This window comes from Flavobacterium beibuense (assembly GCF_004151245.1).
Lineage (GTDB): Bacteria > Bacteroidota > Bacteroidia > Flavobacteriales > Flavobacteriaceae > Flavobacterium > Flavobacterium beibuense_A.
Window position 1 is genome coordinate 23,331 of record NZ_JUIW01000007.1, and the last position, 12,393, is coordinate 35,723.

Sequence of the window (12,393 nt, forward strand, 5' to 3'; positions counted from 1 at the left end):
TGTATTTTAGTGTCGACGAACGCCTGCCAACCATATAATTTTAAGATGTGAAATGCAATTTGTATTTTTGCAGACTAAGCCAATAAGGCAAACAAAAAAACATACAGCACAGCATGACCACGCAACAGCTTCACCAAAACATTCTTGATAAAAAATCATTTTTATGTATAGGCCTTGATGCAGACCTTAATAAGATTCCGCCACACTTACTGGCTACCGAGGATCCTATTTTTGAGTTTAATAAAGCCATTATAGATGCTACCCACGACCTTGCGGTAGCCTATAAACCCAATACGGCTTTTTTTGAGGCATACGGACTGAAAGGATGGCTGTCGCTGGAAAAAACCATAAACTACATTAACCACATGCATCCGGAGATATTTACCATTGCCGATGCTAAACGTGGCGATATAGGCAATACCTCTACCATGTATGCCAAGGCTTTTTTAGAAGACCTTAATTTTGATTCGGTTACCGTTGCGCCTTATATGGGTAAAGACAGTGTAGAGCCGTTTTTGGCTTTTAAAAACAAGTTTGCCATTATGCTGGCGTTAACCTCTAACGAAGGTGCTTTTGATTTCCAAACCAAAATTGTTGATGGGGAAGAGCTGTACAAAACGGTTCTTAAAACCTCTAAGACATGGAAAAACAGCGAGAACCTTATGTATGTTGTAGGGGCTACTAAAGCAGAGTACTTTACCGAAATAAGAAAGATTGTGCCGGAAAGCTTTTTACTTGTACCGGGTGTGGGCGCACAAGGAGGCAGTCTGCAGGAAGTTTGCAAGTATGGAATGAGTAAAAATGTAGGACTGCTTATAAACTCTTCACGAGGTATTATATATGCTTCTAACGGAAACGACTTTGCCGAAAAGGCAAGGGAAGAGGCTTTAAAAATGCAACAGGAAATGGCAGCACTGCTGTAAATTTTTCCACTCCGCTTCGCCCGAAACGGAAAATAAACCCAAAACTTGGAACAGACAAAAACATATACAGACCAGTTAGGCAATACTATTACGCTTAGCAAAACGCCTATGCGTATAGTATCGTTAGTGCCTTCGCAAACAGAACTTCTTTTTGACCTTGGCCTTGAGGATAAGATAGTGGGTATTACCAAATTTTGCGTTCACCCTTATCACCTAAAGCAAACCAAAAAGATAATAGGAGGGACTAAAAAAGTTCACGTTGAGAAAATAAGGCTTTTACAGCCCGATATTATTATTGCCAATAAGGAAGAGAATACTCAGGAAATTGTGGAGCAGTTGCAGGAAATTGCGCCTGTATGGGTTAGCGATATCATTACAGTGGAAGATAACCTGAAGATGATAGAAGAACTGGGCAAAATATTCTCGGTACGTACCAAGGCACAAAACTGGATTGATAAGATAAACTTCGGGCTGCAGGATTTTAAAAACTTTATGAAGGATAAGCCTTTTAAACGATCGGCTTACTTTATCTGGAAGAATCCGTATATGGTTGCCGGTGGTAATAACTTTATCAACGAAATGCTTAAGCTTAACCATTTCACTAATATCTACGAAGACAGGGACAGCCGTTATCCGGAAGTGATTGTACAAAAAATGAGGATACAGGGCGACCCTCAGGTTATATTCCTTTCGTCTGAGCCTTACCCTTTTAAGGATGAGGATGCTTTTGAACTGGGAAGGCATACCCACCATGCACAAACTGTTTTTGTTGATGGCGAGATGTTCTCGTGGTATGGTACCAGGCTGGTAAAGGCGTTTACTTACTTTAAACAGTTACAGGAAAGAATAGAGGAGCCTGTTTAGTTAGTAGTTCCCCTCTTGAGAGGGGTGGCGAAGCCGGGGTGTGTCATTGCGAGCGAAATGCAGTGTAGCGAGGCAATCTCTTGTCCTTTTGTCCTGCCACAAAAGAACGAAAAAGGCACGGCTATGACTCCTTAAGCTAAAAATTACTGCACTTGGCTAAACCATCCGAACTCGGCTTGCACCTCACACAGCGGATGCTTTTTTACGCCTCGCTTGTAATTTTCTTTACGCTACGGAGCCTGATGCCGCAGCTTCACTCTGATGTTGTTGATGCAGTTCCTGAGTTATGGGTTAAGTGTTCTTCCCGTCATTGCGAGGCACGAATCAATGTTTGTCATTTCGAAACGAAACGCAGTGTAGTGAGACACGAGGCTGTAAGCCGAACTGATGAAATAAATCTCTCGGAGATGTCTCCCTCCGGTTCGACATGACAGTAACGTAGTATCCTGACGAAGCAATCTTTCTTCCATTCCGACTGTAGCGATAGCGTAATGGAGACACGAGGCTGTAGCCGAACTGATGAAATAAATCTCTACTATAATTAAGGATTTCTCCACTCCATTGCATTTCGGTCGGCTCGAGGGCTTGCCCGACTGGCGAAGCAAATGGAAACAGCACTACGTTTCGCTTGTAATAACAGGAAACTTTACTTCTTTCCCAGTTTTTTAAAGTACTCTATATACTCTTTAGCGGTGTTAAACTCTTCATACCCGCCACGTTCTATAACACGACCGTATTTGTCTAAAAGTACGATGTAAGGGAAAAAGCCGTTACGGTTGTAACGCTCGGCAAGTATAATTTTAGGGTCGTTTATATCTACAGGATCAGCTTCGCCTTTCTTTTGCAGGAAGTCGGCACGAAGCAGCACCCAGTTTTTCTCGGCTTCAGCCTTAAATTCGGGGTTTTGCCACACTTTCTTTTCCAGTTCTATGCAACGGGCACACCAGTCGGATCCCGAAAAGACAAGAAGTATGTTTTTGTTTTGGGCAACAGCTTTGCTCTTTGCCGCTTCTAATTCAGTATTCCACTCCTGGCAAAAGCCTACAGCACTCAGCATAAGGCATACAAACAATACGCACTTTTTCACGACTCCATATTTTGCGCAAATGTAGAAAACAAAACGATTTAAAAAACAGCGGGTTAAAAATATTTTGAAGTGTATAAAAGCAAAAATGCCAATAGCAATTACTACCGGCACTTTTTTTTTAACTAACCCTAACCAAATGTGAGAAAACTATTTATTTTCAAAGTGCAAATTACTTAAAAATAATAGGATTGTATGTTAAGGTAATGTTATATGTATTTATCTGTAAATTAAATTATTAGCTTATTAATTGTCCTGTAAAGCGAATACTTTTTTTAATAAAACAGAAGTCCTTTCGTTAATATTATTTCTAATTTCTTTCTCTTCTACGGCTATCATGGTAAAAACTCCGTCCAGTGCTTTATTTGTTACATAATCTGTAAGATCGGGGTTTACATCTTGGGTAAGGGGCAGGGCATTGTACTTGGTTATTATGTTGCTCCAAACCTTATCGGCACCCACTTTACTGAACGACGATTTTATAACCGGATTAAACTTGGCATAAAGCTGTGTAGTGGTGGTGTTTTGCAGATAGGTAGTAGCCGACCTGTCGTTACCCATGAGTATGTTGCGGGCATCATTAAAGGTCATGTCTTTTACTGCGGTAACAAATATGGGTGTTGCCTCTTTTACGGCATCTTCGGCAGCGCGGTTCATCATTTTAAGGCCTTCGTCTGCTAACGAGCCTAAACCAACCTGACGCAGTGCCTTATCCACTTTTTGAAGCTCTTCGGGCAACAATATCTTTACCAGGCTGTTTTTGTAAAAACCATCGGTAGCGGTAAGCTTAGTTACCTGTTTGTCAATTCCCTTATCAAGGGCCTCCTTAAGTCCGGCAGCTATATCGGCATTGCTTATTATACCGGTTTGCGGATACTGCTCTGCTATCTGTTGCAGTTCGGCACATCCGGAAAAAGAAATCGACGCCATTATGGCTATAACGGGAATAATTAGTCTTTTCATAAAAGTTGGTTTGTTATTGGCTTAGTCCTGTAATGCAAATACCTTTTTAAGCAGGTCTGATGTACGGGATGATAAATCGGTTCTTATCTGTTTTTCCTCTACAGATATCATGGTGAATACACCACTCATAGCCTTGCTGGTTACATAATCGGTAAGGTTAGGGTTTACGTCTTTAGTAAGCGGCAGCGAATTGTATTTCTCAATTATTGTTGCCCATACCTTATCGGCACCCACCTTGTCCAGCGATGTTTTTACCACCGGGCTAAACTTGTCGTATAACTGTGTTGAGGTTGTTTTCTCTAAATAGGTAGTAGCCGATCTGTCGTCGCCCATAAGTATGTTTTTAGCATCGCTAAAAGTCATGCTTGTTACCGCATTCACAAAAATAGGGGTAGCCTCTTTTACGGCATCCTCGGCAGCGCGGTTCAGTACTAAAAGCCCTTCGTCGGCCAGATTACCCATACCTACGCTTCTAAGTGTTTTGTCTACTTTTTGAAGTTCTTCGGGTAAAAGTATCTTTACCATATCGTTTTTATAGAAACCGTCTACAGCAGTAAGCTTGGTTACCTGCTCGTCTATCCCTTTGTTAAGGGCTTCCTTAAGTGCCGAAGCAATATCGGCATTACTAAGGCCTGTACTTGTTCCGGTTACGTCGGTTACTTTATCTTTTGCCTTGTTTATAAGGCCTCCCAGTTGTGCATTAGATGCCAGTGGCAGTAATAGAATGGCGAATACTACTTTTTTCATGAATACTATTTTCTTCAAAAATAAACAAAAACCGTTCCAAGCAAAATATAGAGTCGTTTTATTGACAGTAAAATATAGTTAGTTTACCGACGGACGGTTTATCGGCATGTCCTGTTCCTTTAGCTTTAAGTAGCTGCCTACATTAAACAGTATTACCGATATTACGATAACAAAATATGCCATAGCCTGTATTAACGTAACATTCTCGTCATAATATACTATGGCCAGTGTAAACGCGATGATTGGGTTAAGGTATATCAATATCCCAACGGTGGAAGAGTTGATTCCCTTTAGCGCAAACAGGTTAAGGAACATAGGTATTATGGTAAAGCCTACGGCTATCATAATTATAAAATAATAGAATAAAGGCTCTGTAGGTACGGGGCCGCTGTAAGGCTTGTAAAACGGAAGCAGTATAAGTGCCGTAAACCCTATTTGCAGGGTAAGGAGTATAAACCTGTCGGGCATCGTGATTCTTTTTTGCAGTACAAGGTATACCGCATAGGTAGAGGCAATAACCACGCTGTAAAGTGCACTGGTAAAACTGTTGTAAGATAGTATCACGCAGCTAAGCATACTTAGAAATACCGATAGCCATTGTAGCCTGGTAAGTTTTTCCTTTAGTATAAACCAAGCAAATACCGTGGTAAGTATGGGGCATACCATATAGGCAAACGAGGCTGCTTTTACGCTTATGTGGTTCATTACGTATATAAAGAAAAACCAGTTTGCGGTAAGCAATAGCGAACTACCGAAAATAAGCAGCCACTGGTTTCGTTTTTCCTTTTTGGTAAGTGCGGTAAAATAGTTTTTGGTTTCTTTTATCTTATCTCTTCTAAATGCAATGTTAATAAGCAGCATGATAATAATGCAGGCAAAAACACGATAAAAAAGTATGTCAAGAGAAGGGTATAAATAAAGGGGCTTAAGCACAATGCTAAAAAATCCCCATATAATAAAGGCTGAAATGGCAGCCATGTAGTGTTTAGGAAGTTTCATCTCCGTGTAAATAAGCCGCAAATGTAGTGAACAACTCCCTATGCAAAAGTTAAAACATTGTAAATATGATGCAGGCAATCATAACATTTTTTAGTCATGATTTAACTATTTGATTTATTGAGAGATAGTATTTATGCGTATCTTGCATAGATGTTTTTGAAAGATAAGATTTAAGGTATGCAAATTATCGAGCTTGAACTGCTTAGCAGCAATTTAGCAGAGACCGAGAGTTTTTATAAAAGAGTTTTAGGGTTGAAGGCAGAACTATCTGATAAATTTTCTGTAACATTTGCAATAGGTTATACCAAACTTATTTTTAGATATGCCGAAGGCCAGAACCCCGTTTACCACTTTGCTATAGATATCCCGAACAACCGTTTTGATCAGGCATATTCAATAATGAAGTCACGCATTGATTTGATTCCCATTGAAAAGGAAAACGACATTGCCGACTTTACCAATTGGGATGCCCAGTCATTTTATTTTTATGATAACAACGGTAATATACTGGAGTTTATAACCCGGTATCCTAACCGTGAAACCTCTACCCACGATTTTAACTCCAAGTCGTACCTATCCATAAGTGAGGTGGGACTGGTAACCAATGATGTGCCGCGCCTTGCCGATCAGTTAAAGAAAGAGTTTGGCGTTCCCATATTTCACAGGCAGCCCAGGGGCAGTAAGTTTACCGTATCGGGAGACGACCAAGGCCTGTTTATAATTGCCGCTAAGGGCAGGGACTGGTATCCTACCAAAGTAAAATCGGCTTCGTTTCGCACTCGTATATTGTTTATGAATGAGGGAAACCTTTATCATATTGTAAGGTAGTTCTTTAAAATTTACTACAACGTTTTTTATAGGCCCTGTTTGTTTTGAAATCTTCAATAAATACGTAAATTGCGGGCTTAAAATTGAGATTATTATAAAGATGGAGCAAGTACAGCCTTATATTCCTAAACATAAAGTTAGAATAGTAACCGCAGCATCCCTGTTTGACGGGCACGATGCAGCTATAAACATCATGCGCCGAATTATTCAGGCAACGGGTGTTGAGGTAATTCACTTAGGGCACGACCGAAGTGTGGAAGAAGTAGTAAATACTGCCATACAGGAAGATGCAAACGCCATTGCTATGACCTCATACCAGGGCGGGCACAACGAATATTTTAAATACATGTACGACCTGCTTAAAGAAAAAGGGGCGGGACATATTAAAATATTTGGCGGCGGGGGCGGAGTTATCCTTCCCGAAGAGATAAAAGAGCTTCATGAGTACGGTATTACAAGAATATACTCTCCGGATGACGGGCGTGAGCTTGGACTACAGGGTATGATTAACGACCTTGTACAAAGGGCAGACTATCCGGTGGGCGATACCCTTAACGGTGAGGTGAACCATCTTACAGATAAAAACCCAACGGCTATTGCAAGGGTAATATCTTCTGCGGAGAACTTCCCTGAAGTTGCAAAAGAAACCCTTGATACCATACACAAACAAAACGAAACGTCTAAAATTCCTGTATTGGGTATTACCGGTACGGGTGGTGCAGGTAAATCATCATTAGTAGATGAGCTTGTACGCCGTTTCCTTATCGATTTCCCTGAAAAAACTATCGGACTTATATCTGTAGACCCGTCTAAACGTAAAACGGGTGGTGCCTTACTGGGCGACCGTATCAGGATGAATGCCATAAACAACCCAAGGGTTTATATGCGTTCGCTAGCCACACGCCAGTCTAACCTTGCCCTTTCTAAATATGTGGCAGAGGCTATACAGGTGCTTAAGGCGGCTAAATATGATTTAATTATCCTTGAAACTTCGGGTATCGGGCAAAGTGATACTGAGATCCTTGACCATTCGGATGTTTCGCTGTATGTAATGACACCGGAGTTTGGTGCTGCTACTCAGCTGGAAAAAATTGATATGCTTGATTTTGCCGATCTTGTTGCTATTAACAAGTTTGACAAACGCGGTTCGCTTGATGCGCTTCGTGATGTGAAAAAGCAATACCAGCGTAACCACAACCTGTGGGATGCCAACCCGGACGACCTTCCGGTATTTGGTACCATAGCCTCTCAGTTTAACGACCCGGGTATGAATACGCTTTACAAAGCGATTATGGATAAGATTGTGGAGAAAACAGAATCTGACCTTAAGTCGACTTTTGAGATTACCCGTGAAATGAGCGAGAAGATATTTGTTATCCCTCCGCACAGAACACGTTACCTGAGTGAAATTGCAGAAAATAACCGCAGCTATGACGAAACAGCGGCTTCACAGCAGGATGTGGCACAAAAGCTATACGGTATCTTTAAAACCATAGAGACCGTAAGCGGTAAGGTTCCGCAGATAAATAAAGCGGGTATAGACGATGCCTCAGTAGCAGTTACTGATGCAGATAAGTCACTATTCACAGATTTATTACTAAAAGAGTTTGACCGTGTAAAAATGAACCTTGACCCATACAACTGGGAGGTTATACTTACATGGGACGAAAAAGTAAACAAATACAAAAATCCTGTTTATTCCTTTAAGGTAAGGGATAAGGAGATTAAGATACAAACGCATACCGAATCGCTTTCGCACACGCAGATACCTAAAGTTGCCCTGCCTAAATACCAGGCTTGGGGTGATATTTTAAGATGGTGCCTGCAGGAAAACGTACCGGGAGAATTCCCTTATACTTCCGGATTATATCCGTTTAAGAGAGAAGGGGAAGACCCAACGCGTATGTTTGCAGGAGAGGGCGGACCTGAACGTACTAACAGACGTTTTCACTATGTGAGTTTAGGTATGCCGGCCAAACGTTTATCTACAGCGTTTGACAGTGTTACCCTTTATGGTAATGACCCTGATCACCGTCCGGATATTTATGGTAAGATTGGTAATGCGGGTGTATCTATCTGCTGCTTAGACGATGCCAAAAAACTATACTCGGGCTTTAACCTTGCACACCCTATGACATCGGTGAGTATGACCATTAACGGTCCGGCGCCTATGTTGTTAGGCTTCTTTATGAATGCGGCTATCGACCAGCAGTGTGAGCTTTACATTAAGGAAAACGGCCTTGAAAAAGAGGTAGACGATAAGATAAACAAGATATACAAAGAAAAAGGGGTGGAAAGGCCACGTTACAATGGTGCATTGCCACAGGGTAACGACGGACTTGGGCTTATGCTTTTAGGTGTAACCGGAGACCAGGTACTTCCTGCCGATGTATATAACGAAATAAAAGTACGTACCCTGTCGCAGGTACGTGGTACGGTACAGGCAGATATCCTTAAGGAAGACCAGGCACAAAATACCTGTATCTTCTCAACTGAGTTTGCCCTTCGCCTAATGGGTGACGTACAGGAGTACTTTATCCAGAAAAACGTAAGGAACTTCTATTCGGTTTCCATTTCAGGATACCACATTGCCGAGGCAGGTGCTAACCCTATTACACAGTTGGCATTTACCCTAGCAAACGGATTTACCTATGTGGAGTACTACCTGAGCCGTGGTATGAACATTAACGATTTTGGACCAAACCTTTCGTTCTTCTTCTCTAATGGTATTGACCCTGAGTATGCGGTTATAGGCCGTGTGGCAAGAAGAATTTGGGCTAAGGCGCTTAAAAATAAATATGGTGCTAACGAGCGTGCACAAATGCTTAAGTACCACATTCAAACGTCGGGTCGCTCGCTACACGCGCAGGAAATCGACTTTAACGATATCCGTACTACATTACAGGCACTTTACGCCATTTACGATAACTGTAACTCGCTGCATACAAACGCTTATGATGAGGCTATTACAACGCCTACCGAAGAAAGCGTGCGCCGTGCAATGGCAATTCAGCTAATTATTAACAAAGAGCTGGGGCTGGCTAAAAACGAAAACCCAATACAGGGATCGTTTATTATTGAAGAGCTTACCGATCTTGTTGAGGAGGCTGTACTTACAGAGTTTGACCGTATTACCGAAAGAGGTGGTGTACTGGGTGCTATGGAAACTATGTACCAGCGTTCTAAAATACAGGAAGAAAGCCTTTACTACGAAACCCTTAAGCATACAGGAGAGTTTCCTATTATCGGGGTGAATACCTTCCTGAGCTCTAAAGGTTCGCCTACGGTTGTTCCTGCTGAGGTTATACGTGCTACTGAAGAGGAGAAACAGTTCCAGATTAATACCCTTGAGAGCCTACATAAAGGTAATGCACAAAAGGTTAAGGAACAGCTTGCCCTTGTACAGGAAGCAGCAATACAAAACCAAAATATGTTTGAGCGCCTTATGGAAGCCGCTAAGGTTTGTTCGTTGGGTCAGATTACTTCGGCATTGTTTGAAGTGGGCGGGCAGTACCGCAGAAATATGTAATTTTTACTTGGATTTAAAATTTAAGATTGAAATATTTAAAGAGAAGCCTCCCGATAGGGGAGGCTTTTTGTTATGTTGAAATTATTTAGTTACTTAGTAGCTATAACCTTTTTAAACCACACCTATGAAACTACGACTATTAGCCCTTTCATTTTTTATTGTTTTAATGGCATGTTCATCAGATGACGGGAGTGAGCCTGTAAATGAAAATCCGGAGGTAGTAAAAGATATATACAAGTTTACTACTTACAGCTATGGAGAAACTACTCCTTCCAGTATTGCTACTTTTAGTGATAATAAGATAGATGAAACAATTTCGTATGTTGGAGGACAGTTTAATCAGAGGCAAAAATATATATATAATGAGCAGGGAGTTTTAACAGAAATTCATTTGTTAGACGAACAAGGCAATTTTATAAGTAAATATATGCAGTTTGTTTATGATGAGCTGGGAAGGATGATTAGTTATCAACTGTTTTATATTGACGGGACTTCGGCAACATATGAAGAAATGGTTTACAATGAGGATAATACCATATCAAGGTACCGAACACTAAATGTTGAAAGTACTTTATACAAAAAATATTTTTTAAATGATACAGGTCGCATTTATAAAATGGAGACTTACACTAACGGCAACACGTCTACTGTTGAGGCAATTTACAATGGTAATAATATAACTTCATTAATATATGATAATTACACTTATAATTATACATATGATACAGCTACTGAGGTAAAAGGCGATTTTTTAAAGCTTAACAGGAACCATTTTGATAACAATGAGGTTAACATTATCCTGTACGGTGGCTTTATTTATATAATTAATAATGCAGACAATTATTACATTAAGGAAGAAGCAACAACAGGCTTTACACATGAACGTATTTTTGAATTTGACGAAGACGGGTTTCCTAACAAAATATCTACAAGCTATGATGGAGAGCCTGCAGGAGACATAATTATTGAATATACAACAAATTAATACTGCCACACCTAATGAAACTACGACTATTAGCCCTTTCATTTTTTATTTAATAAGGAAAAGAATGATGAGAAAAGTATTTTGCATATTGGTTTTCCTGGCTATAGGATGTAAATCTTCATTCAATAAAGAAAAAGAGAAATCATTCTTTGCTCACGATATATCTTCTATAGTTGATTTGGATGCTACAGAAGCATACCCTGTCATAAAAAAGAAAAGGAAGTTCATGGATATTTTGAAACATTACAACCCTTCGGAGCACACATTTGTTGTTTCATTAAAGCATGGGGACAGATATAGAACAGATCACTTAGCAGATAGGTCTGAGTTGCTTAAAGAAGAGATTTTTAAAGAAGGAGTTGATACAACTGGTTTTAAAATAAAAGCTTTTTTTGATATTGATTTAATGCTTAAAGAACCCAGGCTGGAAAAAAGCAGAATTATGATAGTTGATAACAAAACCTACTCCAGATTATTAGAAGAAAGAGGAAAACCGGTTCTTGGCGAATATTAGATATTATAGCATTTCAAACCTCCCTTATCGGGGGGCTTTTTGTTATGTTAAAATAATTTAGTTATTTAGTAGCTATAACCTTTTAAACCACACCTATGAAACTACGACTATTAGCCCTTTCATTTTTTATTGTTTTAATGGCATGTTCATCAGACGATGGAGATGATCCTGTGAATACAGAGAAAAATCTTTTGGAAGTCAATATAACTAACGATTATTATAAGTTTAGATATGAATTTTCCGGAAATAAGCTAAGTGAAATATATCAGTACGATTTGAACAATAATCTGCTAAATGCGTATGAATATCATTATTCGGCAAATGGTATATTGAATGATATTGTGTATCTGGATAATTTGATGCAGCCTACCGGAACTCATAATGAGTTTACTTATGATAGTCAGGGAAGAATGATTAAGGATGCACTTAAAGGCTTTAATAATCAGGGAGAAGAAATAGAAGACTATACAGAGTTTATTTATAATAGTGATAATACCATAACTGCAAATGATGTTTATGTTAATACAGTTCCTGAAACAAAAACTTACTATTTAAACTCTCAGGGGATAGTTTACAAGATAGTAAGGGAATTAGTTGGTAATGTAAACACAGAGGAAGTTGTATATGTCGATGGTTGCATAGTTAGCGATACTCATGGAGGTTATACAACAACATATACCTATGATGCCACTACAGAGGTAAAAGGACATTATTTAAAATCAGATTTAAACATGTTTAATGGTAATGTGCTTAATCATCAGTTGTTTGCAAGGGGGTTTGTGAATAAGAGTTATACGAGGTATATAAGTTCAGTTGAAAATCCTTTTACTAGTGTTAGTTATACTTATATGTTTGATGAAGATGGCTATCCTGTAAATAGATCTATGTATTCAGACAATGTTCTTCTAGCAGAAGAAACCATAACCTACGAATAAAAAAAGCCTCCCAATCGGGAGG

Annotated in this window: 11 protein-coding genes; 7 read left to right on the top strand and 4 right to left on the bottom strand. The window is 39.7% G+C overall.

The window, feature by feature from the left end:
* Positions 1-113: 113 nt before the first annotated feature.
* Together pyrF and NU09_RS10475 are read left to right on the top strand one after the other, a co-directional pair.
* Positions 114-923 carry an orotidine-5'-phosphate decarboxylase gene (gene pyrF / locus NU09_RS10470; RefSeq protein WP_129751247.1) on the top strand — a complete coding sequence of 270 codons (810 nt, stop codon included), beginning with the start codon at positions 114-116 and terminating at the stop codon, positions 921-923.
* A 108-nt stretch (positions 924-1,031) separates the two neighbouring features.
* A complete protein-coding gene (locus tag NU09_RS10475) occupies positions 1,032-1,787 on the top strand; it encodes an ABC transporter substrate-binding protein (protein ID WP_129751471.1) in 756 nt (251 codons plus the stop codon).
* Positions 1,788-2,433: 646 nt separating this feature from the next.
* Here NU09_RS10475 and NU09_RS10480 read toward each other — a convergent pair.
* The 4 genes from NU09_RS10480 to NU09_RS10495 form a co-directional block, all read right to left on the bottom strand.
* Positions 2,434-2,874 carry a thioredoxin family protein gene (locus NU09_RS10480; RefSeq protein WP_242501856.1) on the bottom strand — a complete coding sequence of 147 codons (441 nt, stop codon included), beginning with the start codon at positions 2,872-2,874 and terminating at the stop codon, positions 2,434-2,436.
* Positions 2,875-3,117: 243 nt separating this feature from the next.
* A complete protein-coding gene (locus NU09_RS10485) occupies positions 3,118-3,834 on the bottom strand; it encodes a DUF4197 domain-containing protein (RefSeq protein ID WP_129751248.1) in 717 nt (238 codons plus the stop codon).
* A 21-nt stretch (positions 3,835-3,855) separates the two neighbouring features.
* Complete coding sequence (locus tag NU09_RS10490) at positions 3,856-4,581, bottom strand: DUF4197 domain-containing protein (RefSeq protein ID WP_129751249.1); 726 nt, start codon at positions 4,579-4,581, stop codon at positions 3,856-3,858.
* A 78-nt stretch (positions 4,582-4,659) separates the two neighbouring features.
* A complete protein-coding gene (locus tag NU09_RS10495; protein WP_129751250.1) occupies positions 4,660-5,580 on the bottom strand; it encodes an EamA family transporter in 921 nt (306 codons plus the stop codon).
* A gap of 177 nt (positions 5,581-5,757) precedes the next feature.
* Between NU09_RS10495 and NU09_RS10500 the strand changes: the two genes are divergently transcribed.
* The 5 genes from NU09_RS10500 to NU09_RS10520 all read left to right on the top strand — a co-directional run bounded on the left by NU09_RS10500 (position 5,758) and on the right by NU09_RS10520 (position 12,371).
* Positions 5,758-6,408: a VOC family protein gene (locus NU09_RS10500; RefSeq protein WP_129751251.1), complete on the top strand. Its 651-nt coding sequence runs from the start codon at positions 5,758-5,760 to the stop codon at positions 6,406-6,408.
* A gap of 100 nt (positions 6,409-6,508) precedes the next feature.
* Complete coding sequence (locus NU09_RS10505; protein ID WP_129751252.1) at positions 6,509-9,937, top strand: methylmalonyl-CoA mutase family protein; 3,429 nt, start codon at positions 6,509-6,511, stop codon at positions 9,935-9,937.
* A gap of 124 nt (positions 9,938-10,061) precedes the next feature.
* Positions 10,062-10,922 (top strand): hypothetical protein, encoded by an 861-nt coding sequence (locus NU09_RS10510; RefSeq protein ID WP_129751253.1) that lies wholly within the window; start codon positions 10,062-10,064, stop codon positions 10,920-10,922.
* A gap of 64 nt (positions 10,923-10,986) precedes the next feature.
* Entirely contained in the window at positions 10,987-11,436 is a 450-nt protein-coding gene (locus tag NU09_RS10515) for a hypothetical protein (protein WP_129751254.1), read from the top strand.
* A gap of 95 nt (positions 11,437-11,531) precedes the next feature.
* Positions 11,532-12,371 carry a hypothetical protein gene (locus NU09_RS10520; RefSeq protein WP_129751255.1) on the top strand — a complete coding sequence of 280 codons (840 nt, stop codon included), beginning with the start codon at positions 11,532-11,534 and terminating at the stop codon, positions 12,369-12,371.
* Positions 12,372-12,393: the final 22 nt, after the last annotated feature.